Source organism: Afifella marina DSM 2698 (assembly GCF_900102695.1).
Taxonomy (GTDB): domain Bacteria; phylum Pseudomonadota; class Alphaproteobacteria; order Rhizobiales; family Afifellaceae; genus Afifella; species Afifella marina.
Genome location: NZ_FMVW01000002.1, coordinates 39,339 through 63,044, shown reverse-complemented (window position 1 = coordinate 63,044; position 23,706 = coordinate 39,339). Strand labels below are relative to the sequence as shown.

Sequence of the window (23,706 nt, the reverse complement as noted above, 5' to 3'; positions counted from 1 at the left end):
AGGCGCGAGGAGGCCGCGCCCGCCGCACCGACATCAACCGCCGAAGAGCTCAGCGAAGTTCTCCTTGTTGGCCTGGTCGTTTTCAAGAAGCGTCTCGGCGTCTGTCGGCAGGATCTTGAGGTTGCCCACCTTCGGATATCCTTCGGGCGGCGTCACATCGTCGAAGATCGGGAAATAGCCCTGAGCCACGGACTGTTCCTGCGCTTTCTTGGAAAGCTGCCAATCGACGAAGGCTTTGGCGGCTTCCGCATTGTCGGTCGACTTCAGGATCGCCACGGGTTGAGAGATCGCGGTCACGCCCTCTTGCGGAAACACGAACTCGACCGGCGAGCCCTTCTTCTTGGCGTTGAAGGCCATGTATTCGATCATGATGCCATAGGCCTTCTCGCCGCGGGCGACGGCCTCGATGACGGAGCCATTGCCCTGCCCGGCGATGGCGCCGTTGTCGGCAAGCGCCTCATAATAATCCCAGCCGAACTCGGGCTGCTGCACCATGGTGCCGACATGGATGACGGCGGCACCTGAATAAAGCGGCGACGGCATGGTCGTCTTGGAAGCGACGTCTTCGGCCTTCAGGTCCGCCCAGGAGGTCGGCGCCTTATCGACGAGATTGGTGTTGTAAACGATGCCGGTGGTGATGAGCTTGGTGCCGAAGAAGGTGTGGTCGGGATCGATCAGCGCATCGGGAATATCGGCGATCGGCGCATCGTCATAGGTCATCAGACGGTCGTCGTTTTTGAGCTGCGTCATGGCGACGGCATCGGCGATGAGCACGATATCGGCGGGCGAGGAACCTGAGGCGAACTCCGCGAGCAGCTTGTTCATCACCTCGGTCGTTCCTGAGCGGAAGAGTTCCACCTGGACGTCCGGATAATCCTTGTTGAAGGCTGCAATCACGCTCTGCATCTGCTCGCTCGGCTGCGAGGTGTAGACCGTGAGCGTGCCGGAGGGGTCGGCGGCAGCACTGCCGGCCATGCCGAAAGCAAAGGCCGCAGCCGCAAGCCCGAGGATTGGCTTAATCATGTTGGACGTCCTTTTGAGGTAGAGGCAGGCGAAAACCCGCCACCGGCTAACAGAGGCATGTGACACTTGTCTAACGCTCTTGCCTGCCTCGGATACAGCCTTGCAAGAGCGACACAAACGCCTCGCCTGCCGCTTCGATCGGACCTGAATTGTCGATGACGGTGACGTCCTCGCCGGTGACCGAGACGAGATCGGCCCGATCGAGACGGCGCGCGATTTCCTCCGAGCTCTCGCGCCCGCGCGCGGTGAGCCTTTCAAAAAGGACCTCCCGACGCGCATGCACCACGACGACGCGCAACGGCCGGTATTTCGCGCGCGCCGGCTCAATCGCCATGCGTGAGACATTGACGACGACCGAGGACCCTCCGGCAAGATCCGCCTCGACCGCCTTCGGGATGCCATAGGCGAGCCCATGCGCCCGCCAGGAAAGAGCGAAGGCGCCCGCCGTCGCCGCTTCGGCAAACTCCGTTTCGCTCAAAGCGAGATTGTCTTCGAAATCGCTTTCGCTCCGCGTCACCGTGCGACGGGGAAAGACCACGTGAGGCACATCCAAAAGCCTCTGCCGCGCATAGTCGATCAGACTGTCCTTGCCGGCCCCGCTCGGACCGACGACCAGCACCAAGGTGCCGAGGTGAAAAGGCTGTGGATCATTCACGCGACGCGACGCCCCTGGCGCCAGACTGACCGCACCACCGGCACGCCGTCGTCGAAACGCACCTGAACGAAATCGGCGCGCTTTCCTGGCGCAATGACGCCGCGGTCGTCGAGCCCGACCGCTTTTGCCGGATTGGCCGAGACCATGGCCACGGCTTGCGGCAGATCCACACCCTCGACGGCCTCCGATATCGCGAAGACCGCCTGGATGAGGCTGAACGGCACGTAATCCGAAGAAAGCACGTCGAGGAGGTTCTCCGCAGCGAGCTCGGCAGCGGCGACATTCCCGGAATGCGAGCCACCGCGCACGATATTGGGCGCCCCCATCAAGACCTGCATGCCCGCCTCTTTGGAGGCGCGAGCAGCGGCGACTGTCGTTGGAAACTCCGCCACATGCACACCGAACTCGACGGCCTCGGCGACATGGGCCTCGGTCGCATCGTCATGGCTTGCCAGCCGGATACCGCGCTCACGACAGAGATTGGAAATGAGCTTGCGGTGTTGGGCGGACCAGCGCCCCCCCTCCGCCATGCGGCGATCGACGAAACTCTGAAAAGCTTCGTCGTCCATACCGGTCTTGCCTTGATAATAGATTTTGTAGGCGTCAAAGCTCGCAAACTGCCTCTGTCCGGGCGTGTGATCCATCAGCGAGACGAGCTTAAGACGTGGATCGTTCTCGAAAAGCGCGAAACCGTCCATCACGTCGGAGGCTGAAACCTCGCACCTGAGATGCACGAAATGCTCGGCTCTGAGCCGGCCCTTGTCCTGGCTCTCCTCGATCGCATCGGCGAGACCGCGCATTTCCTGGACCTGGACGCGGGCATCCTCGTCGGCGCCGACCCGAAGCGCATCGAGGACCGTGGTAATGCCGGAAGTCGCGACCTGAGCGTCATGCGCCTGCACGGCAACGGCCGGGTTCCACCTGACGCCGGGACGCGGCGCGAAATGGCCTTCGAGATGATCGGTATGAAGCTCCACGAGCCCCGGCAACAGCCAGTCGCCTTCGAGATCAACGCCGCCAGAGCCGGACCCCGGATCCGCGATCTCACGGATCGTCTCTCCGGCGACGATCAGATCGCCGTCCTCAACGGAATCGGCAAGAACCATGCGGGCATTGCGAAAAACGACTTCGCTCATGAGATAGCTTTTCTCTCGCTGGGCCCGCGCAGATTGCAGCGGGCATGAATCTGAAAAAAGGCTCCGCGCTCCGGCTCGGTGAGAAGCGAGACGCCGTCGAGCGCAAGCGAGGTTTCGATGACGGAACCGAAATGCTGGTGAAGCGCGCCCTGTACGATCGAGCGCCGCTCGTCTGAGACCGGGCCCGTCAGTGTCATGTGGAAGCGGAATTCATCGAAGACATAAGGATAGCCCCAGCGATCGAGATATTCGCGTTGGCGTTCGGTGAGCTCCTCCGGCCGGCGGCGTGCACGATCCTCATCGCTCAAAGGCGCGCGAAACGGCTCGAACGCCTCCACCGCGGCGTCCGCGAGCGCCCGGACCGCGGGGACGTCATTCTGCGGCACAAGGGCGAAGAAAGGCCCGATGGCGCGGATCTCGAGCGGCCCGAGTTCGATGACACCATGCTCGGCGCAGAAGTTGCGCAAGGCCTGATCCACATCTTCCTCTGACGCGCCGTCGACGAGGGCGAACGGCGGCTTCAACGTGGCGTGGAAGCCGTAACGCCGCGGCGCCTCGGTGATGGCGCGCACTTCCTCGGCACTCAAGGCACCCACAGCCTTTTGCCGGACCGGACCATCGGACAGATCACGGCCGATCCAGTCATTGGCGGCTTGGGTAATCGGATGGTCGACGGCCGGAGTGAAATAGATGGCGACGCGCATGGGGATCTTTCGTTGGTATCTCCTCAGATCACCACTTTGCGCAATTGTGCCGAAAGGATGTCCACGATGGAGACGGTGACGATGACGATCAGGATGATCGCCGCCGTCTCGGCGTAGAGGAAAGAGCGGATCGATTCAAACAGCACCTGCCCGATACCACCCGCTCCGACGATGCCAAGAACCGTCGCCTGACGCACATTCGTCTCGAAGCGGTAAAGCGAAAACGAGATCCACAAAGGAGCCACTTGCGGCACGACGCCGAAGACGATCTCCTGCAGGCGCGTCGCGCCGGTGGCGCGGATGCCTTCGACGGGCCTTGGATCGACCGCCTCCACGGCCTCCGAGAAGAGCTTCGCGATAATACCTGTATTATGCACAAAAAGCGCCATTACCCCTGCAAAGGGGCCGAGCCCGACGGCCGTGACGAAGAGAACAGCGAAGACGAGCTCGTTGATCGCACGGGTCGCATCCATCAGACGGCGCACCGGCTGCACGATCCAGATCGGCGCGATGTTCGAGGACGACAGAAGCGCGAAAGGGATGCCGACGACGATCGCCAGCACGGTGCCCCAGACAGCGATCTGCACGGTGAGGATCATCTCCTCGACGTAATAATGCCAGTCACGGAAGTTCGGTGAGAGAAAGCCGCCCGCGTAGTCGGCCATATTGCTAGCGTCGGTAAAGAGGTTGAGGAAGCGCACCATCTCGGCCGGTCCCCAGCTCCAGATCAGCACCAGTGCGATGCCGCCCCAGACGATGTACCCATAAAGCCGCTCGGTAAAGCCGCGCGGGGGAACCGAAACTGTCTTCTCAGCCTGTGTGGCGACCGCCATTCGTCTCTCCAGTGAAAAGCGCCGGACCTCGGGTCCGGCGCCAGATCAGCAAGGGTTGCGGCCTTAGGCCTGCGGAACTTTGTCCATCAGCTTCTCGATCTCGGCCTTTTCGGCATCGAGCTTTTCGAGTTCGCTCTTCTTCTCATCGTCCGACATCGTGTCGGCGGCTTCGATCTTCGCTTCCTGCTTGGTGATCTCCATGATGCGGATCGGATAAAGCTGCGCATCGGAAGACGGCTTGAACGGCGCCCAGCCCAGACCCTCGAGGACTTCGCGCGCACCGGCGACCTCTTCAGGCGTGCCGAGGCGGCCGTAGCTCATGATGAAGGTGTAGACTTTGCGCTTGGTCTCCTCGTCGAGATCCTTGCGCCAGACGAGCGGATCGGACGGAATCAGCGGCGACTGCCAGATCACCTTGATCTTCTTGCGCGCTTCCGGCGCCGTCACTTCCAGGCGGCGGAGATTTTCCGTGTTGTTGGCGGCGACGTCGACCTGACCATTGGCCGTCGCCATGGCGTTCGCCTCATGATTGGCGTTGCGCACCGTCTTGAAGCAATCCTGCGGCGTCACGCTGTTTTTGGCGAAGATGAAGGTGGTCGGCACCAAAAAACCGGAGGTGGAGTTCGGATCGCCGATGCCGAAATCGAGCGACTTGTCGCATTTCAAGACGTCGTCGAGCGAATTGATCTTGTCGTTGTCGGCCTGCGTGATCAGCACCGACCAGTAGCCGGGATTGCCTTCCACATCGACGGTCTGCGCGAAGATCTCGCCATTGGCGCGATCGACGGCTTCCATCGCGGATTTGTTGCCGTACCAGGCGACATCGACCTTGCCGAAGCGCATGCCCTCGATGACGCCGGCATAATCGGAGGCGAAGAAGGCATTCACCTTGAGGCCTGTCTGTTCGGACATGTTCTCCAGGAACGGATCCCAAACCGTCTTCAGGTTCTGGCTCGATTCCGTCGAGATGATGCCGAAGTTCAGTTCCTTCTGATCCTGCGCAAAGGCGCCGGAGGTGCCGAACGCAGCCAGAAGGGCGGCGGCGGCAATACCTTTCGTCAGTCGATTCATGTTTCACTCCTCGATTGCTCCGCCGCGGGGGCGGGAGTTCACCGCCTCGTGGCGGATCAAGTCACAGCCAATTCGCGGGCCATCTTGGCGACCGCGGGCTCGGGGCGTTTCACTGGCTGCGGCTGCTCGGCCGGCGCGCCCGGAAGAACGAGCTCCTCGCTCGCATCGCCGTAGATCTCGCGCAGAAAATCGTCGGTCAGGGCCGCGGACGGCCCATCGAAAGCGACCTCGCCATCGCGCAGCGCCAGGGTGCGCGGGCAATAAAGGCGCGCATATTCCACTTGATGCAGGGAGACGATGACGGTGATGCCGTCGGCACGGTTGATCTCGCCGAGCGCTTCCATCACCCGCCGTGCGGATGACGGGTCGAGCGAGGAGATCGGCTCGTCTGCGAGGATGACCTTGGCGCCCTGAACCAGAGCGCGGGCGATCGCGGCGCGTTGCTGCTGCCCGCCGGACAGCGTCGATGAGCGTTGCCGCACCGTCTCGGCAATGCCGACACGGGACAGCGCCTGCATCGCCTTCTCCTGTTCGCCCCGTGTGAACAGACCGAGCGTTCCACGCCAGGCCGGCACGCTGCCGAGGCAGCCGACGAGCACATTGGTCAGAACGGACAGGCGCCCGACCAGATTGAACTGCTGAAAGATGACGCCGATCTCGCGGCGGATGCGGCGCGCATCGTGCGACAACCGTCCGTCCGCCTGCATGATGCGGTCGAGCACCGTCACGCGGCATTCATCGCCGCTCCCGCGCTCCAGACCGGCGATATGGCGGATAAGCGTGGATTTGCCCGAGCCGGAGGCGCCGATCAGCGCCACCATTTCGCCCGGGGCGACATCGATGCTGACATTGCGCAAGGCGAGCGTCTTGCCGTAGCGCTTCGACAGCTTTTCGACACGGACTGCAGGAACATTCGCAGAAGCGGTTATGGGCATCGGCCTCACCTGCCCGGCCAGCCGGGCTTATCGATAACCGTTCCCTAACAGTCGACTTTATCGCTTCGATTTCGCTTTCATGACATTTCGAAGTCGCAGGAAAAGCCTACGGAAATGTCCGGCAAGCAACTGATCAGACGGCCTTTTCTTCGTATTTTGTCAGAAAATCTTCGACCGAAAGCGCCCGGAAATCCGCAAGCGCCGCACGTAGGCGAGCATGCGGCCAGTCCCACCACGCAAGCCCCTGGAGCCGCACCGCAATCTCTTCGGGAAATCGCCGTTTGATGACCCGCGCCGGCACGCCCGCCGCGATTTTGTAGGCCCCGACAGGCCGGGAGACGACCGCGCCGGCCGCAACGATCGCCCCATCACCGACCGTCACGCCCGGCAGGAGGATGGCACCGTGGCCGATCCAAACGTCATGGCCGATCACGACCGGATTGTCTCCTCGCCAGGCGAAAAAGCCCTCATCCGGTTCGGCATCCTCGAAATAGTCGTCGGAGCGATAGGTGAAATGGTGCTGTCCCGCCCGCCACATCGGATGGTTGGAGGCATTGATCCGCACATTCTGGGCAATCGAGCAGAATTTCCCGATCGTCGCGCGTGCCACGTTTCCGTCCTCGGTGATGTAGGAATAGTCACCGAGCGTTGCGTTCTGGAACTGGGTGCGCGCCCCGATCGCCGTAAAGCGCCCGAGCCGACTGTCCTTCACCACCGCGTCCGGCGCGATCAACGGCGTTTCCGAGAGCTTCGTCATGCGGCGACCCCGGGGGCAAACGCGGTCACGTCGATCTCGCGATCGGCCACGGCGGCGCGCATCTCTGCGTCATGGAAAATGCCGAGGAAGCTGCGCCCAGCGGCTTTTCCCTCCTCGATCAAGGCAATCACCACATCGCGGTTTTTGGCGTCGAGCGAAGCCGTCGGCTCATCGAGAAGCAGGAGCGGATGGCCGGCGATGAAACCGCGGGCGATGTTCACGCGCTGCTGCTCTCCGCCGGAAAAGGTGGCGGGCGGCAGGTGCCAAAGCCGCTCCGGCAGGTTGAGGCGACAAAGGAGCGCGTCGGCCTTGGCGAGCGCCTCCTCGCGGGAGGCCCCACGTTCCACAAGCGGCTCAGCGACGAGATCGCGCGAGGCGACACGGGGCACGACCCGCAGGAATTGGCTGACATAGCCGAGCGTGTCACGACGAAGCGCCAGGACACGCCGTGGACCGGCAATGGCGATATCGATCACATCCCCCTCGCCCGCGACACGGATCGCGCCACGATCGACGGCATAATTGCCGTAGATCATCTTGAGGATGGAGCTCTTGCCAGCGCCGGATGGTCCGCCGAGCACGACGCATTCGCCGGGCATGAGCGTGAAGGAGACGTTCGCGACGACCGGAATATGGATGCCGCCGCGCAAATGCATGGTGAAGCTTTTGGCGACGTCGGAGACTTCAAGACGGGGTTGCATCGCTCACACCTGCAAAATCGAAGAGACGAGAAGCTGCGTATAGGGTGCATGCGGATCGTCGAGGACGCGATCGGTCAGCCCCTCCTCCACCACCTCGCCCGCCTTCATCACCATGATGCGGTGGGACAGAAGGCGCGCAACGGCGAGGTCGTGCGTGACGACGAGCGCCGCCATGCCGAGATCGGCGACGAGCGCGCGGATGAGATCAAGCAGCCGCGCCTGCACGGAAACGTCGAGCCCGCCCGTCGGCTCATCCATGAAGACGAGCCGTGGCGCGGTGACGAGGTTGCGGGCGATCTGCAGGCGCTGGCGCATGCCGCCGGAAAAGCCGCGCGGATCGTCGTCGATGCGGTCGGCGGGCACTTCCACACGCTCCAGCCAGGAGAGCGCCGAACCGCGGATATTGCAGTAATGCCGGTCACCGATCGCCATCAGCCGCTCGCCGACATTGGCGCCGGCGGAAACGTTCATCCTGAGCCCATCGGCCGGATTCTGGTGCACGAAGCCCCAATCGGTGCGCATCAGAAAGCGCCGCTCCGCCTCGCCGAGCAAAGCGAGGTCGCACACGACGCCGTCGCGCATACGGTAGGAGACGTTGCCCGAAGAAAGCGGCAGCCGGCCGGCGAGACAGTTCAACAACGTCGTCTTGCCGGAACCGGATTCGCCAACGACGGCGAGAACTTCGCCCGGATAGAGGTCAAACGAGACGTCGCGGCAGCCGATGCGCGGCCCATAAAAGCGCGTCAGCCCATCGACGGAAAGAAGCGGCGCATCATCCAACAGCACGCTCATGCGCCCTCCTCCATGGCGGCCGCGAGATGGCCGCGATGCCCGGCCTCCCGCCGTCCCTCACAGAAATCGGTGTCGGAGCAGACGAACATGCGCCCGCCCCGATCGTCCAAAATCACCTCGTCGAGATAGACGCCCTCGGCACCGCAGAGCCCACAGGGCTCTGAAAAATGCTGCACTTCGAAGGGATGGTCCTCGAAATCGAGGCTTTCGACGCGGGTGAAGGGCGGAATCGCATAAATACGCTTCTCCCGCCCAGCGCCGTAGAGCTGCAGGGCCGGCGAATTCGTCAGCTTGGGATTGTCGAATTTCGGAATGGGCGACGGGTCCATGACGTAGCGGTCCTCCACCTTCACCGGATAGGCGTAGGTCGTGGCGATATGGCCGTGGCGGGCGATGTCCTCGTAGAGTTTCACATGCATGAGACCATATTCTTCCAGCGCATGCATGACGCGGGTTTCCGTCTCGCGCGGTTCGAGAAAGCGCAAAGGCTCCGGGATCGGCACCTGGAAGACGAGGATCTGCCCGGCCTCGAGCGGCGTTTCCGGAACACGGTGGCGCGTCTGGATGATGCTCGCATCGGCTGTGTGCGTGGTGGTTGCGACGCCCGCGACCTTGGCGAAGAAGGCGCGGATGGAGACGGCATTGGTGGTGTCGTCGGCGCCCTGGTCGATGACTTTCAGGACGTCGTCGGGCCCGAGAACTGAGGCCGTCACCTGCACGCCGCCGGTGCCCCAGCCATAGGGCATCGGCATTTCGCGGCTCGCAAACGGCACCTGATAGCCCGGGATCGCCACGGCTTTCAGGATGGCGCGGCGGATCATCCGTTTCGTCTGCTCGTCGAGATAGGCGAAGTTGTAGGGAGCGTCGGTCTCTTCTTGCGAGGTATTCATCGCCGGACCTCCGAATGAGCGCTTCGGTACGGCGGGCGCGCCCTCACCCGCCTGCGTGGCAGTTGCCGAAGGGGCACGGCTCCGGCCGCTTGCCCCCTTCCTCTCCCCTCTGGGGAGAGGTGCCCGCGCTGCGGGCGGTGAGGGGTGGAGCGTGCCGCAAGCGGATTCGCGGGATGTTTCCGCCACCCCTCATCCGACGCCTTCGGCGCCACCTTCTCCCCACTGGGGAGAAGAAAGGGAGGCCGCTGCAACGCTTGAGCACCTAAGGACGAATTTGCGGCGGCAACCGCCTGAGAAATGGCTTGCGACAGCGTTCTCATTCCGCTGCCTCCCGATCTTCCTGCCCGTCTTTGGCCGGGCCGCGGCCGGCTTCAAACTCCGCTCGCAACCGGCGCAAGAGTTCCAGTTCGGCCTGGAAGTCGACGTAATGCGGCAGCTTCAGATGTTCCACGAAGCCCGTCGCCTGCACGTTGTCGGCATGCGACAGCACGAATTCCTCGTCCTGCGCCGCCGCCGTCTGATCTTCGCCGAGTTCGCGCGCCCGAAGTGCCCGGTCGCAGAGCGCCATCGCCATCGCCTTGCGCTCCGCATGGCCGAAGATGAGGCCATAGCCGCGCGTAAATTGCGGCGGCGCCTCGGCACTGCCTTTGAACTGATTGACCATCTGGCACTCCGTCACCTTGATGCGCCCGAGAGGCACCGGAAAATCGAGGCCCGGCACGTCGATCTCGACATCGACCTCACCCATGCGAATTTCGGCCGCGAAGGGATGCGAGCGGGCAAAGCCGCGCTGGGTGGAATAGCCGAGAGCCAGGAGAAAGCCTTCATCACCGCGCGCAAGGGCCTGCAGGCGAAGATCGCGGTCGGCCGGAAACGACAGGGGCTCGCGCGTGAGATCGGAAGGCTCATCTTCACCCTCCGGATCGGGCTCGATCAGCCCGGCCTGCCCGAGAAGGTCGGTGACGCGCGGCATCGCCTCCGATCCTGGATCCTCGGCGCGCGCCGCCTCCTCAACCGCGTCGTCCTCCTCTAGGGCGGGATCGAGAAGCCGATGCGTGTAGTCGAAGGTCGGCCCGAGAAGCTGCCCGCCCGGCAAATCCTTGAAGGTCGCCGAGATGCGCCGCTCGACGAGCATTCCACCCGTCTCGATCGGCCGGGAGGTGCCGAAGCGCGGCAGCGTCGTGCGATAGGCGCGCACCAGGAAGATCGCCTCGACGAGATCGCCACGTGCCTGCTTGATCGCAAGCGCCGCAAGCCGGCGATCATAGAGCGAGCCCTCGCTCATCACCCGGTCCACGGCGAGCGACAGCTGTTCCAGGATCTGCGTGACGGTCAGCGACGGGACGTTCTTGTCGCCGCGCCGCTTCTCGGCGAGGAGGCGATGCGCATTGGCGATCGCCGCCTCGCCGCCCTTTACCGCGACATACATCAGGCCTCTCCCATGATGCGGGTGGAGCGCGGCAGCCCAAGGATCGCCGAGGGGGCTGCAAGCACGAGATCGACGCCGCGAGGAAAGAGCGCCCGGTTGGCCCGGAATTCTTCGACGAGCCTTTCCGGAAGGCCCTCGACCTGCACACCCGCCACATCTTCGATGCCGGGGCCGGAGAGCCAGAGACTACGCCCGCGGGAGAAACCCGCGACCTGCACGACAAGCGTCGTAGAACGGTCGGGATATTGCTCTGTGCCGAGGCCGAATTCGGAAAGCGGCGGCATCACCGCCGGGTCGGCAATCACGGCAAACAATGCCCGCGCCGGGACCACCACGATCGGTGCGCCGATGTGGAAACCGACCCATCCACGCACCTCGCCGCTCGCGTTCAGCACCTTATCGAGAAAGACTGGCGTATCCGCATCGGCAAGCGCTGCGAGAACGGCGGCCGCCGCCGGCTTTAAGGGAGGCGGAGGCGCCACGAGCTGAGGCATCTCGACGACCCGGCCGGGTCGCGACAAAGCATCGAGTAGCCGCCGAAACACCGCCTGCGAAGCGAAGACCGGATCCTTGAAACCACCGCCAAGCGCGTCTGCCATCAATCTTCTCCTCGCACCATGGTGAAGAAGTTCACCCGGGTCGCTGCCGTTTTCACCCGCACATGACGATCCTCTTCGGCGGTTCGTGCAGCGACCGAAGCCAAAAGCCGGTCTTCCACGACGGCGCGTGTCGCCTCGCTTTGCCAAAGTGCGTCGAAGAGGGCGACGAGATGCGCCCGCTTGCGATCGCGTCCGAGGATATGGCCGTAGCCCACCTCGCCACTTGCAAGCCGAACGACCGTCCGCGTCACCGTCACCTCGCCGAGATTGAAGGGAGCACCACCACCGCCGATCCGCCCGCGCGTCATGGCAAGACCGAATTCCGGAGCCCGCAGCACCTCGAACTCGGGCGCAAGATCAAGCGCTCTCAAAGCCCCGTCCAGCTCTTCGGCGCGGGCACGCACAAGGACCGAAAGCACGTCCCGCCGACGTTTGTGTTTTTCCCTCGCAGGGTCCGCGTCCGCGGAAGCGGCCGCGTCTCGGTCGCGAGTTGCGCCGGCGATCTCTGCCATTCCGGAACCTCGAGCTTCAGCTTGTCTAATGTTATATACAAGCATACAATACTCAGACAAGCTTGACACAACGATGACGGTCGGACGCCGGAGACGAAAACGACGATGGAGAATGTGCATCGCGGAGCCGGCGTCTCATTGTGGCGCCAGATCGCCGATCTGTTGCGCGGCGAGGTGCTGTCGGGCCGTTGGCCGGCCGATACAGCCCTGCCCTCCGAAAGCGCTTTGTCGGAGCGTTTTGGCGTCAACCGCCACACGCTGCGCCGTGCACTCGCGGCTCTTGCCGCGGAAGGGCTGGTGCGCTCCGACCAGGGCCGCGGCACCTTCGTCACGTCGGAGCGCCTCGCCTATCCGATCTCGCGGCGTACGCGCTTTTCGGAAATCGTCAGCCGTCAGGCGCGCGCGCCCGGCGGCCGCCTGATCGCAAGCCGCATCGAGCCCGCGCCCGTCTGGCTCGCCGACCATTTGGAGCTGGCGCAAGGCGCACCCCTCATCGCACTCGAAACCCTGAGCGTGGCCGACGGGGTGCCGATCTCAACGGCAAGGAGCTGGTTTTCTGCCGAGCGGTTTCCCGACCTTGTGGCGGTCTATGCCGAAACCGGATCGATCACCCGGGCACTCGCCCGTCACGGGGTCGAAGACTATGTGCGCCTCTGGACCAAAGTGCGTGCACGACCTGCAGAGGGCACCGAAAACGAGAAACTCGCTCTGCCGCGCGGGGCGACAGTCCTCGTAACGGAATCGCTCAATGTCGAACCGGACGGCACGCCCCTGCATCTGTCGCTGACGAGTTTCGCGGCCGAGCGTATGGAGATTGTCATCGAAGCTGGCGATATCTAGGAGGCACTAGGGAGCCTCTCAGGCGACATGAACGAGGAGATGGCTCGGACCCGTGGTCGCACTGGAAGAATGTGCCAGGCTGGGGCATCATCTAGAAATCACGGCACTGCCGACGCATTCGCATCGAGCCGGTCGATCACCGTTGATACTGCACGAGCACCGTCCGAGAAAATAAATGAAAGCAGTTGATGTCGAGCGACAATTGCTCGTCGCGCTGATCTCGAAATTCACCGATCACATCCAACTGGACGGCAACGGTCATCTGACGATGGACGGGCCGGATTGGAAGCCGATCGCGACGTTGCCCATTCTCCGCTCGCTCCAGCCCGAGACGGACGTCACAAGCGCTCTCGACGCCTATACCCGCCTCAAAACCTTCGTTGAGACGGCGGAGACGGGTCAACTGCGGGCCGCGAATCTCGGCCTCACGCCCCCGCAAGGCGTCCACTTCGTCGATGGCGGGGACAATCTGTTCTATGATTTCGTCAACACCGACAGAACGCTCACCGAATTGGAGCTTGCCGGCGCCGAACTGCAAGGCAGCATCCTCGATTTCGGCTGCAGCAGCGGACGCAATATTGCCGTCATCACGCGCGCAGGCCTGGACCGCCTGAAGGTCTTCGGAGCCGATCCGATCCCCTCATCGATCGAATGGGCGAAAGCGAACGTCCCGGGCGCCGAGTTTGCCGTCTCGCAGCAGGAGCCGCCCCTTCCCTATGACGAGGAGAGCTTCGATCTCGCCTATGCCAAGAGCATCTGGACGCACTTTTCACCGAGGGCGGCACGCGCATGGATGGAAGAGATCACGCGGATCTTGAAGCCCGGCGGCCATTTCTTCTTCACGATCCATGGCCCGCACGACGTGGCAAACAGGCTCGTCTTCGACTTTCCAAGGCCACGATACCCGAACATCGCCAACGGCGAGTTTCCGGACAAGGTGTCTTTCCTGGAAGCCGTCATCGCCGGCCTGCGCGGAGACGGGCATTTCTTCCGGCCCTACACCACGGTGCGCACGCAGGGCGACCTCGGGAAGCTCGAAGGTGCCACCACGGAGGATTGGGGGCTCATGTTCATGACGACCGAGTACCTGCAGCAGCACATTCTCCCTCCCGGCCTGGAGCTCGTGCGCTTCACGCCAGCGGCTACAGCCGGGCGATTAGACGGATGCGTCGTGCGGAAATCCTCGTCCCAACGTGCCGCCAGCAGCACAGGAACACACCGCAGCAGCCTTCGTCGGGTGGCCCGAAGCTGGCTGCCGCGGCGCGGCTAGGTCGGATCACTCCAGGCCCATGCAATTGGCGTAATAGGTGACCGTCGCCGGCCAGTCGGAGAACATGCCGATGACGCCGACATCTTTGGCCAGAACGTCGATCACCTCATATTCGTCACCCGGATGCGAGATCGCGTCCTTGACCGACTGATAGTAATAGCCGCCGCCATCGGTGAGCGTACCGGAGCGTTCGAGCGACCAGGTGATGATCTTTAGCCCGGCTTTTTTCGCCTCCTTCGCATAGGCGGAGGGCACGATCTCCCCCGCTTCGTTGAGCGTAAGAAGCATATGGCTCGGCGGCGCGATGATCTTCACGCCATCCTCGGCAAGCTCCTGCATGGACGGCTTGAACGTCTCCGGATTGTTGGCGTCGAAACCTTCGAGCGTCTCGTCGCGATCGTCGAGGAAGACGCCCTGCTTGCCGAACTCCGGATCGTTCTTGATCCAATAGAGAATGTCGCGGAGCTGAAAGGATTGCGGATAGACGTCGCTCGCATCGACGCCCGCCTCTTTATATTCGTCGATCAGCTGCTGGGCGTAATCGTCCTGGGTGTAATCGCCCTCGAACGGCATCTCGACGCTCGGCGCCTTGAGCTCGGGGGTGAACTTGACCCCGAGATCCTTGAACAGCGCGATCGATTCCTTGTGCGACATCAACTCGCCATTCGTGGCGTAGAGGTCCGTGCGCCAGGATGGCGTCGCATCCATGAATTCCTCGACCGTCGTCGCATCCGGATTGCCAGCATCCATCTTGCCCTTGAGCGACTTGAACTCCGCAAGTGTCAGATCAGACGTGCAGCACTTCACCTCCGCCTTCTTATCGCCGGAGGCCGGGCTGAACGGCGTCGTGCATTTCGCGGCAAGATCGTCATGGGCGAGAATGTCGGTGGTCGTGGCGAGATCGCATTGTGAATGCCGGCAGACCAGCTCGCGATCCTTGGTGAAGGCGACGTCGCATTCGATGACACCCGCCCCCATCACGGCCGCCGCCTGATAGGACTGGCGGGTGTGTTCGGGGAACTGCATCGGCGCACCCCGATGGCCGATGGAAAACGTCGTGCGATAGAAGGGCCCGGTCTCGCAGGCCTTGAGCGCGTCTTTGAGCTCACCATCGTTCATGTCGTTGACGAGATAGAAAGGCCGCGGGCCGAGCTGCGCCTGGGGCCGCTCATCCTGCGGGCGGGAATCCTGAGCGAGCGCATCGGCCGCAAAACCGAAGGCCGCACCCAAAAGGGCGCCGGCGGCAAAGACCGAACGAACGGGAACATGCTTCATGGGCTAAACCTTCCTCGATGGCAGAACGCGACGGCAAGCGGGGCCCAGGGCCGAAGCCTCGCATAGACGCAGGGCGCAAACACGGAATGTCGTGAGGATGACGGAAAGATGAAGCATCGAAGGAAGAACCGTCCCGACCTCAGCGCGTGAGATAATCGCTGAACGTCAGAACGAAGAGCGCCGTGAGCCACAGCCCCGACGCGCCCGCCGCAAGGCGCAACAGCGCACCGGATCGTGCCAGATGCATGAAGACCACGGAGGAAAGGCCGGCCATCACGATAGCGACGGCAAGATTGACGGCCACCTTCCAGATGCCGATCGGCCAATAGGCGACCCACCAGGAAGCGAGGAAGAGCACCATCAGCGCCGCCCAAACAAAAACCTCCGGGAAGAGAAGCTCCCGAAGATCAGGCTCACGCCGCTCGTTCCGCTCCGACGCCGTCATGACCGTCCCACGAGATAGAGAAGTGGGTAGAGAAAGATCCAGATCGTATCGACGAAGTGCCAGTAGAGACCCACGACCTCGACTGTGTTGGTCTTGTCTGGCACGACGCGCCCGCGACGGACGAGGATTGCGACAACCACCCAGGCACCAAGCCCGATCGCCATATGGATGGCGTGGATGCCGGTCATTGCCCAGTAAAACGACACGAAGATCACCGCGTGTTCCGACAGGCCGAAGAGCGGATCGCCGGGCACGAAATGGCTCTTGATGTCGTGGTGGTATTCGTAGCCCTTGAGCGCCAGGAAGACGAGACCGAGCGCGATCGTCACCGCGATCAGCCTGACGACAAGGCGCGAGCGGCCGAATTCAGCGGCCTTCACGGCAAGTGCGGCCGTCAGGCTGGAGGTCAGGAGAATGGCCGTGTTGGCGCTGCCGATGAGGACGAGGGTCTCGCGTCCGGCCTCCGCGAAGGCGGCCGGATAGGCCATGCGATAAAGCGTGTAGCCGAGAAAGATCGCACCGAAGAACAAGACCTCGGTGCCGAGGAAGATCCACATGCCGAACTCGGCCGCCTGTCGCTGCTGGCCGCGGTCATCGAACTGTTCGGCAACGATGCCAGCCAAGGGGCTGATCTCACGCATCTTTCGGTGTCCCCTCCGGGTGGTAATTGTAGGGTTCCTCGCGGACGACCGGCGTGGAGAAGAAATTGTGCTGGGGCGGCGGTGAGGCCGTCGTCCATTCAAGCCCGGTCGCTTCCCAGGGATTGGCCGATGCGGCGCGTCCGAAGAACAGCGACCAGCCGAGATAGAAGAGAGGCATCAGATAGGCGACGGCCAGAAGCACGGCGCCGAGCGTCGAGGCGACGTGGAACATCTGAAACTCCGGCGCATAGGCATGGTAGCGCCGCGGCATGCCGAGATAGCCGAGAATGTACTGCGGAAAGAAAGTGGTGTTGAAGCCGACGAACATCATGATCGCCGCCGCCTGCGCCCAGCGTTCCGGATAAAGCCGGCCGGTGATCTTCGGCCACCAGAAATGCAAGCCCCCAAAGAAGGCCGAAACCATCCCCCCCACCATGATGTAGTGGAAGTGGGCCACGACGAAGTAGGTGTCGTGCACATGGAGATCGATCGGCACGGAGGCGAGAAAGAGCCCCGTCAGACCGCCCATGGTGAAAAGCCCCACGAAGCCGAGCGCATAGAGCATCGGCGCCTCGAAGGTGATGCGGCCGCGAAACAGCGTCGCCGTCCAGTTGAAGACTTTGATCGCCGAGGGCACCGCCACCATGAAGGAGAGGAAGGAGAAGACGAGGTTCGCATAGGACGACTGACCCGAGACGAACATGTGGTGGCCCCAGACGAAGAAGCCGATGACGGCGATCGCCAGGATCGCGAAGACCATCGCCGTGTAGCCGAAGACGCGGCGCCGCGCGAAGCAGGTGATGATCTCCGAGACAACGCCCATGCCCGGCAGGATCATGATGTAGACGGCCGGATGCGAGTAGAACCAGAAGAGATGCTGGAAGAGCAGAGGATCGCCACCCCGCGTCGGATCGAAGATGGCAAGCCCGAACCAGCGTTCCGCCACGATCAGCAGAAGCGCCATGGCGAGCACCGGCGTCGCCAACAGCATGATCAGGCTCGTCGCATAATTCGCCCAGATGAAGAGCGGCAGACGGAACCAGGTGAGCCCCGGGCAGCGCATCGTGTGCGTGGTGACGATGAAATTGAGCCCTGTCGCGATCGAGGAAAAGCCCGTCAGGAAGACGCCGAGGGCGGCGATCGAGACGTAGGAATTGGAATAGAAGCTCGAGAACGGCGTGTAGAAGGTCCAGCCCGTATCGACGCCGCCGAGGATGATCGCGGCGAGCGCCAGAAGGCCGCCGCCGATATTGAGATACCAGGAAAAGAGATTGAGGCGCGGAAAGGCGAGATCGCGCGCGCCGAGCATCAAGGGCACGAGGAAATTGCCGAGCGTCGTCGGGATCACCGGCACGAGGAAGAACCAGATCATGGTGATCCCGTGCAGGGTAAAGAGCTTGTTGTAGGTGTCGTCGGCGACGAGATCGCCGGCCGGCGTCAGAAGCTCCAAGCGGATAAGCGTCGCTGCGGCCCCGCCGATGAAGAAGAAGACGGTCGTCGAGATCGCATAGAGGATGGCGATCCGCTTGTGATCGATGGTGAAAAGCCACGAGGAAAGCGTCGAGCCGGATGCGCTGAGATAGGAGCGACCGAGCGCCTCATCCGTCGTTTCGGCGGTCTCCACGGCTCCGCTGTCTGCGGTCGTGTCAGTCATCGCGGGCCTCCTGCTGTGGCTTCTTCTTCAGATAGGCGAGGAGCGCCAGAAGGTTCGCTTCCGAGACCCGTCCGGCAAAACTCGGCATGATCGGCTTGAAACCGGCGACGACATCGCGCTTCGGCTGCAGGATGGAATCACGCAGATAAGCGTCATCCGCCTCCACGATCCGCCCATCGGCGAGTGCCACGGGAGAGCCGTAGACATTCTCCAGCGGCGGGGCGCGAACATTGGCGCTGTGGCCGTGACACCCGGAACATCCGAGCGTCGTGAACAGCCGCTCGCCCTGGGCCGCGAGCGAATTGTCGGCCTCCTGGTGAGAAAGCCAGTCGGCGTAATCCTCTTCTTCCATGACGATGACCTTGCCGGTCATCTTGGAATGCTGCGTGCCGCAATATTCCGCGCACAGAAGCGCATACGTTCCGGGTTTGTCGGCGATGAAGGACAGGGCTTCCGTATGGCCCGGCACCACGTCCTGCTTGATGCGCAAAGCCGGCACGAAGAACGAATGGATCACGTCCTGCGAATTCATCGACAGGAGGATCGCCCGGTCCGCCGGCACATGCAGCTCGTTGATCTCGCGCTCGCCGCCTGGATGTTCGCTCTTCCACATCCATTGCTTGGCGACGACGTTGATCTGCAGCGGCTCGCCCGCCGGCGTCATGGCCCCAAAACCCTGCGCCGACGCCCAGCCAAAGATCGTCACGAAGAGAAGCACGGTGGCGAGCGTCCAGCCGGTCTCGAACTCCCGCAGCAACGGCGGTGGCAGTTCGGCGCGGCTGGCATTGGAGTTTTTCCGGTAACGGATCGAAAAGCCGATGATGAGACCAGCCACCAGCAGCACGATAAATCCGGAGAGCGCGGTCGCCGAGAAGAACAGGAGATCGGTCTGACGCGCCCGTTCCGACGCCGCGGAGATGAAACTGGAGAGACCGCTCATGCCGCGCTCTCCCGGCCCGAGCTCTCCCGGCCTGCACTCTCCCGCCCCTTGCCGCGCCGTTCGCGCCACAGAAGCGTCAGGACGAGAGCGGCGATCGCAGCCACGCTCAGGGAGGAAGAAATCGTCAGGATGCGGGCAATCAGCGGCGAATAGGTCCCCGTCGCCGGATTCCAGCCATAGCACAGCAGGAAGAGACGATCGCCGAGCGAGCCGACACTGCCGTCGCCGGCATCCGTCAGGGCGAGGCGGAAGTCGAGCGGCTCCGAGGCGAATGGATCGACATAACGGCGGATCTCGCCGGCCTTGTCGAGCAGGACGGCGGCCGTCGGATGCGCGAACTGATCGCGCTCCTTGTCGTAGGAAATACGGATCCCGGCCGTGTCGAGAAGATGGGCGATCTCGCTCTTGTCGCCGCGCAGGACGCGCACCGCCTGCCAGCGCTCCGTCTTCGGGATATGCTCCTCGGCAAAGGTCTTCGCCTCCGCCTGCCCGTCCTTCGGGTCGAGACCGATGATGGAAAGATCGAAATCATCCCCTGGCTTCAGCGTCAGTCCCGACAGCCGAGACAGGAGTGCATCCGCCGAGACACCGCAGGAGGTTTCGCAGGTGAAATCGACGAAGAGGATGAGGTCCGGCTTGTCGCCGGAGGCAGGCAGCGGCGCGGGCTCACCTTGAATATCGACGAGATGATCGGCTTTGAGCGGCGCACCGATGCGCTTGGTGACGCCGACCGTGTCGATCTCGGATTTCGCGAGCCCCGCAAGAGCGATGCCCGGCAGGGCGGCGAGACAGATGGAAAGGGCAAGGGCGAACGATCTCATCGGATCTCCTCCGATTGCGGCGGCAGGAGCGGTGCGTAGGGGTCGGCGCGGGTGCCAACGATCTTCATTGCCTCCTCGATCGGCATGGCCGCCGTGTCGCTGAGGCGCTCATCTTCGCGCAATCGGTAGGCCTGGAGGTCACGGACCGGATCGACCTGGAGAGCAGGCCCCGCCGGCCGCATCGGCCGCGGCAGGGTCCGCTCGATCGGCTGCCCGACGAAGGTAAAAAGGAACGCCACGAGCCCGAGCGTGAAGACCATGAGACCGAGAAGAGCCGCGCCCGCCAGAAACACTTTCGTCCCCGGGACCTCGGCTGCTTCGTGGGCACGCCAGCTTTGTTCAGGCATGGCGCCCCTCCCCTTCGTGACGTGCGCCGAGGAGTGACACGACGATGGCGAGCCAGGCGCCGCCGAGAACAATGGTCAGCAAAAGCGCAAGCCACGCCGCTGCCGGCGCAAGCCCGACGAGCCAGGTCAGGTGCAGATAAAGGCCGACGAGGCAGAAAAGGCCGGCAAGCCCCGTCCAGCGCGCGCTCTTTCGCACCGCGGAGAAGAGAAGCATCGAAAAGGGCAGAACCGAGCCGACGATGAAGGTGGTGGAGACAAGCGCGGTGGCGGAGGGCGTAAGCCGTCCCACATACCATCCGACCTTCTCCGGCAGATTGCCGGACCACATGACGAGATACTGGATGAAGGCAAGGTAGGTGACGCCGAGAATGGCGGCGATGAGGAGACCGGCAAAATCGCCGTTCCGCGCCTCCTGGCCAAAGACGCCCCGCAGGACGGAAAGAAGCGCAAGCGCCGATCCCACCTGCGAAATCCCGAGAAGCGCCGGATAGGCGGTGGAGAACCATTTCGGGTCGAGCGACATCAGCCAGTCGACGCTGCCGAAACTGATGCTGAGCCCATAAGCGAGGATGCCGAGCCCTGAAATGACAGGCCCGAGCGGGACGAGCGCGGCGAGGACGGCGAGCGCCGACCAGAGCACCAGAATGACGACGCTGCGCAGAAGGAAAGCGGGGGAATTGAGATAGACCTCCGCCACGCCTTCGTGCCGTACAGCCCCCGCATGGCCGGCCCACACATAGATATCGGGCAGGGACAGCGCGATCGGCAGGAAGGCCACGGCAAGGAGCGGCATCGTAAGCGCCATCGCGGCAAGGAAGGGCCGCGCGACAAAGCCCCAATCGCCGCCCGTCAGACCATGCGCGAGGAGAAGCACGAGACTGCCCGCCGGAAAGCCGATCAGGAAGAGCCAGGCGATCAGCCAGGCACCCGCGAGCCCGGAAGGCGTCAAGAAAATAGCGGCGACGACGATCGCCAAGAGCACGATCATCGCGAGAAGAAGGAGCGGCATCCGCCGACCCTGCGGGCGCAGAGCGAGCGCGGGAGCTGTCATTGCCCGCCTCCTTCCTGCATCTGCGAGACCTGCAAGGCGCGCAGATAAAGCGCGATCGCCCAGCGATCCTTGGGCGGCACGCGGTCGCCATAGGAATACATGACGCCATAGCCATTGGTGATGACATCGAAGATGTGCTGCGCCGACGTCGCCCGGAGCCGATCCGAATGAAATGATGGCGGCTGCGGGAAACCGCGTGCGACGATCATGCCGTCGCCATAGCCGGCATAGCCGTGGCAGGGCGCGCAGAAGATCTCGAAACGCTCGCGCCCCCGCTGAACGAGTGACAGCGTCGGCTTCGGCGGGGCCAGCGCCCGCTGCGGCTCGATCGAATCGGAGCGCGCCACGACGCCCTCCGGCAGCGGCCTGGCGGCACTGTGACCCGCAAAGGCCTCGGCAAAGGCATAGGTCTTCAGCTTCGGTTGCTTCGCCATCTCCTGTTCCTGACAGCCGGCGAGCAAAAGAAGAGCGGGGACGAGGACGACCCACCTCATGCCGGCACCTCGTCGATGACGATCGGTGAGAGCCCTTGAAGGAGGTCACGCGCGGCATTGGCGTCGCCATCGACCGTCACGCGCAGAAAGAAGAGATCGTGCGAGGCCCGATGGAAATTAGGCGCGGCAAAGAGCGGCTGATGGAGCTGTGTCAGCCCGGATCGCAGGATGAAGGCGACGAAGCCGGCAACGACCGCGAACAGAATCGTGAGTTCGAAAGTCACAAGCATGAAGGCCGGCCAGGAGAAAAGCGGCCGGCCACCGGAATTGATCGGATAAGCGATGATGGCGCTCCACGCCTGCAGGCCGAAGCCACAGGCAGCGCCGATCGCTCCGGCAACCGCCATGACGAGACGGATACGCGTCGGACGATGGCCGATCGCCTCGGCCACGCCCTCGATCGCAAAGGGCGAATAGGCTTCAAGGTCATAAAACCCCGCCTCCCGCGCCTTCTCGATCGCAGCGATGAGCTTTTCAGGCTCGGCGAAACCGGCCAGGAGGTGATGCCCACTCATCCGCGCCTCCTCTGCCAGTCGAACTGCTTCACCTCATGCAGCGAGATGAAGGGGACGAGCCGCACGAAGATGAGGAAGAGAAGCGTGAAGAAGCCGAGCGTGCCGAACCACAAGGTCCAATCCCAGATGGTCGGGGTGTAAATCTGCCAGCTCGACGGCAGATGGCCGTGCGAGGGCGTCGTCGTGGTGATCAGAATGCGCTCAAGCCACATGCCGAGATTGATGGCGAGCGCCACCCCCAGGATGAGCTTCGGCGTGCGCCGCACCACCGGCAGCCAAAGGGCAAGCGGGATGACGCAATTGCAGGCGAGCATCAGCCAGTAATAGGGCGCGTAGGCGCCGAAGAACTTGAAGAGCACGAGATCGCGCTCCGCCTCAGAGCCCGCATACCAGGCCATGAACCATTCCGTGGCATAGGAGATAGTCATGATGAGCGACAGGAAGAGCAGCATCTTGCCCATCACGTTGAGATGGCTGCGGGTGACGAGCCCCTGCAGATTGAAGGCCCAGCGGATTGGAATGGCGAGCGTCACCACCATGGCAAAGCCGGAATAGGCCGCGCCGATAACGAAATAAGGCGGGAAGATCGTCTCCGCCCAGCCGGGCGCGAGACCGGCGGCAAAATCGAGCCCGACGACGGAATGCACGGAAAAGACGAGCGGCACGGCCATCGCGGCCGCCGTCTTGTAAAAGCTCTCAAGCCGGAGCCAGTCGGAGGCCGACCCCGTCCAGCCGAAGGACATGAAGCCGTAAAGCGCCCGCCGGAGCCCCGGAGCCGCCCTGTCGCGCGCGGTCGCAAGATCGGGGATGAGGCCGGTGTACCAGAAGAGCAGCGAAAAGATCAGGTAGCTCGCAATGGCGAAGAAGTCCCAGACGAGCGGGCTGCGCCATTGCGGCCAGACGCCCATCGTATTGGGATAGGGCATGAGCCAGTAGAAGAACCACGGCCGTCCGAGATGCAGGATCGGGTAGAGCCCGGCGATGGCGGCGGCGAACAAGGTCATCGCCTCGGCGAAACGGTTGACGGAGGCGCGCCATCGCTGCCGCGTCAAAAGCAGCATCGAAGAGATGAGCGTGCCGGCATTGCCGATGCCGATCCACCAGACGTAATTGGCGATCGCGAAGCCCCAGATATTTGACTGGTTGAGACCCCAGACGCCGATGCCGTTGGCGAAGAGCCAGAGGATCGAGACGACCATCATCACCGTCAGCGCCAGACTGACGAGGAGTGAGATCCACCAGATACGCCCGACCCGCGTCATCAGGAGCGGGTTCATGACCTCGCTGGTGATCGCCTCATAGCTCATCGGCTCCGGCAGATATTCCGCCGGACCGCGCAACGGCCCTTGCCGTGCTTCGGTCTGATCCGCCGCCTG

General features: G+C 63.2%; 27 protein-coding genes. 2 read left to right on the top strand and 25 right to left on the bottom strand.

All coding sequences use genetic code 11. The features are described 5' to 3' along the window. Positions 1-33: 33 nt before the first annotated feature. The 14 genes from BLP76_RS05055 to phnG all read right to left on the bottom strand — a co-directional run bounded on the left by BLP76_RS05055 (position 34) and on the right by phnG (position 12,037). Positions 34-1,023, bottom strand: a complete 990-nt coding sequence (locus BLP76_RS05055; protein ID WP_092810271.1) for an ABC transporter substrate-binding protein — start codon at positions 1,021-1,023, stop codon at positions 34-36. 70 nt (positions 1,024-1,093) lie between these two features. Then, complete coding sequence (phnN, locus tag BLP76_RS05050; protein WP_092810269.1) at positions 1,094-1,678, bottom strand: phosphonate metabolism protein/1,5-bisphosphokinase (PRPP-forming) PhnN; 585 nt, start codon at positions 1,676-1,678, stop codon at positions 1,094-1,096. Further along, on the bottom strand, positions 1,675-2,814 hold the full coding sequence (locus BLP76_RS05045) for an alpha-D-ribose 1-methylphosphonate 5-triphosphate diphosphatase (protein ID WP_092810267.1): 1,140 nt from the start codon (positions 2,812-2,814) through the stop codon (positions 1,675-1,677). Before BLP76_RS05045 ends, phnN begins: the two co-directional genes overlap by 4 nt. Then, the gene (locus BLP76_RS05040; protein WP_092810265.1) at positions 2,811-3,518 is read right to left on the bottom strand and encodes a DUF1045 domain-containing protein; all 708 of its coding nucleotides are present in this window, start codon (positions 3,516-3,518) and stop codon (positions 2,811-2,813) included. The genes BLP76_RS05045 and BLP76_RS05040 overlap by 4 nt, the downstream gene beginning before the upstream one ends. Positions 3,519-3,541: 23 nt before the next feature. Continuing rightward, entirely contained in the window at positions 3,542-4,351 is an 810-nt protein-coding gene (gene phnE / locus BLP76_RS05035) for a phosphonate ABC transporter, permease protein PhnE (protein WP_092810263.1), read from the bottom strand. Between the two features lie 63 nt (positions 4,352-4,414). Beyond that, positions 4,415-5,422, bottom strand: coding sequence for a phosphonate ABC transporter substrate-binding protein (gene phnD, locus BLP76_RS05030; protein ID WP_092810261.1), 1,008 nt, complete (start codon positions 5,420-5,422; stop codon positions 4,415-4,417). A 56-nt stretch (positions 5,423-5,478) separates the two neighbouring features. Next, positions 5,479-6,357, bottom strand: coding sequence for a phosphonate ABC transporter ATP-binding protein (phnC, locus tag BLP76_RS05025; RefSeq protein WP_092810259.1), 879 nt, complete (start codon positions 6,355-6,357; stop codon positions 5,479-5,481). Between the two features lie 133 nt (positions 6,358-6,490). Continuing rightward, entirely contained in the window at positions 6,491-7,114 is a 624-nt protein-coding gene (locus BLP76_RS05020; RefSeq protein WP_092810257.1) for a DapH/DapD/GlmU-related protein, read from the bottom strand. Continuing rightward, entirely contained in the window at positions 7,111-7,815 is a 705-nt protein-coding gene (phnL, locus tag BLP76_RS05015) for a phosphonate C-P lyase system protein PhnL (RefSeq protein ID WP_092810255.1), read from the bottom strand. Before phnL ends, BLP76_RS05020 begins: the two co-directional genes overlap by 4 nt. Before the next feature lie 3 nt (positions 7,816-7,818). Further along, positions 7,819-8,595 carry a phosphonate C-P lyase system protein PhnK gene (gene phnK / locus BLP76_RS05010; RefSeq protein ID WP_092811299.1) on the bottom strand — a complete coding sequence of 259 codons (777 nt, stop codon included), beginning with the start codon at positions 8,593-8,595 and terminating at the stop codon, positions 7,819-7,821. 8 nt (positions 8,596-8,603) lie between these two features. Beyond that, positions 8,604-9,497 (bottom strand): alpha-D-ribose 1-methylphosphonate 5-phosphate C-P-lyase PhnJ, encoded by an 894-nt coding sequence (locus tag BLP76_RS05005; RefSeq protein ID WP_092810253.1) that lies wholly within the window; start codon positions 9,495-9,497, stop codon positions 8,604-8,606. A 316-nt stretch (positions 9,498-9,813) separates the two neighbouring features. Further along, a complete protein-coding gene (locus BLP76_RS05000) occupies positions 9,814-10,926 on the bottom strand; it encodes a carbon-phosphorus lyase complex subunit (RefSeq protein WP_092810251.1) in 1,113 nt (370 codons plus the stop codon). Further along, complete coding sequence (gene phnH, locus BLP76_RS04995; protein WP_092810249.1) at positions 10,926-11,525, bottom strand: phosphonate C-P lyase system protein PhnH; 600 nt, start codon at positions 11,523-11,525, stop codon at positions 10,926-10,928. Before phnH ends, BLP76_RS05000 begins: the two co-directional genes overlap by 1 nt. Continuing rightward, positions 11,525-12,037 (bottom strand): phosphonate C-P lyase system protein PhnG, encoded by a 513-nt coding sequence (phnG, locus tag BLP76_RS04990; RefSeq protein WP_092810247.1) that lies wholly within the window; start codon positions 12,035-12,037, stop codon positions 11,525-11,527. The genes phnH and phnG overlap by 1 nt, the downstream gene beginning before the upstream one ends. Positions 12,038-12,142: 105 nt before the next feature. Here phnG and phnF point away from each other — a divergent pair, with 105 nt between their 5' ends. Both phnF and BLP76_RS04980 read left to right on the top strand, forming a co-directional pair. After that, complete coding sequence (phnF, locus tag BLP76_RS04985; protein ID WP_092810245.1) at positions 12,143-12,877, top strand: phosphonate metabolism transcriptional regulator PhnF; 735 nt, start codon at positions 12,143-12,145, stop codon at positions 12,875-12,877. Between the two features lie 175 nt (positions 12,878-13,052). Further along, positions 13,053-14,147, top strand: a complete 1,095-nt coding sequence (locus BLP76_RS04980) for a class I SAM-dependent methyltransferase (RefSeq protein WP_092810243.1) — start codon at positions 13,053-13,055, stop codon at positions 14,145-14,147. Positions 14,148-14,153: 6 nt separating this feature from the next. Here the strand turns inward: BLP76_RS04980 and BLP76_RS04975 are convergent, their stop codons facing one another. From BLP76_RS04975 to nrfD, 11 genes are all read right to left on the bottom strand, one after another. After that, positions 14,154-15,422 (bottom strand): glycerophosphodiester phosphodiesterase family protein, encoded by a 1,269-nt coding sequence (locus BLP76_RS04975; protein ID WP_092810241.1) that lies wholly within the window; start codon positions 15,420-15,422, stop codon positions 14,154-14,156. Between the two features lie 139 nt (positions 15,423-15,561). Next, a complete protein-coding gene (locus BLP76_RS04970; RefSeq protein ID WP_092810239.1) occupies positions 15,562-15,867 on the bottom strand; it encodes a cytochrome C oxidase subunit IV family protein in 306 nt (101 codons plus the stop codon). Beyond that, positions 15,864-16,508: a cytochrome c oxidase subunit 3 family protein gene (locus BLP76_RS04965; protein WP_092810237.1), complete on the bottom strand. Its 645-nt coding sequence runs from the start codon at positions 16,506-16,508 to the stop codon at positions 15,864-15,866. The genes BLP76_RS04970 and BLP76_RS04965 overlap by 4 nt, the downstream gene beginning before the upstream one ends. Then, entirely contained in the window at positions 16,501-18,162 is a 1,662-nt protein-coding gene (ctaD, locus tag BLP76_RS04960) for a cytochrome c oxidase subunit I (RefSeq protein WP_092810235.1), read from the bottom strand. Before ctaD ends, BLP76_RS04965 begins: the two co-directional genes overlap by 8 nt. Continuing rightward, positions 18,155-19,102, bottom strand: a complete 948-nt coding sequence (coxB, locus tag BLP76_RS04955; protein ID WP_092810233.1) for a cytochrome c oxidase subunit II — start codon at positions 19,100-19,102, stop codon at positions 18,155-18,157. The genes ctaD and coxB overlap by 8 nt, the downstream gene beginning before the upstream one ends. Continuing rightward, positions 19,099-19,923 carry a thioredoxin domain-containing protein gene (locus tag BLP76_RS04950; RefSeq protein ID WP_092810231.1) on the bottom strand — a complete coding sequence of 275 codons (825 nt, stop codon included), beginning with the start codon at positions 19,921-19,923 and terminating at the stop codon, positions 19,099-19,101. Before BLP76_RS04950 ends, coxB begins: the two co-directional genes overlap by 4 nt. Then, positions 19,920-20,270, bottom strand: a complete 351-nt coding sequence (locus BLP76_RS04945) for a hypothetical protein (RefSeq protein WP_092810229.1) — start codon at positions 20,268-20,270, stop codon at positions 19,920-19,922. The genes BLP76_RS04950 and BLP76_RS04945 overlap by 4 nt, the downstream gene beginning before the upstream one ends. Continuing rightward, complete coding sequence (locus tag BLP76_RS04940; RefSeq protein WP_092810227.1) at positions 20,263-21,321, bottom strand: hypothetical protein; 1,059 nt, start codon at positions 21,319-21,321, stop codon at positions 20,263-20,265. Before BLP76_RS04940 ends, BLP76_RS04945 begins: the two co-directional genes overlap by 8 nt. Continuing rightward, entirely contained in the window at positions 21,318-21,815 is a 498-nt protein-coding gene (locus BLP76_RS04935; RefSeq protein WP_092810225.1) for a c-type cytochrome, read from the bottom strand. The genes BLP76_RS04940 and BLP76_RS04935 overlap by 4 nt, the downstream gene beginning before the upstream one ends. Beyond that, positions 21,812-22,330, bottom strand: a complete 519-nt coding sequence (locus tag BLP76_RS04930; protein WP_092810223.1) for a DUF3341 domain-containing protein — start codon at positions 22,328-22,330, stop codon at positions 21,812-21,814. Before BLP76_RS04930 ends, BLP76_RS04935 begins: the two co-directional genes overlap by 4 nt. Beyond that, entirely contained in the window at positions 22,327-23,637 is a 1,311-nt protein-coding gene (nrfD, locus tag BLP76_RS04925) for an NrfD/PsrC family molybdoenzyme membrane anchor subunit (RefSeq protein WP_092811297.1), read from the bottom strand. Before nrfD ends, BLP76_RS04930 begins: the two co-directional genes overlap by 4 nt. Between the last annotated feature and the right edge of the window lie 69 nt (positions 23,638-23,706).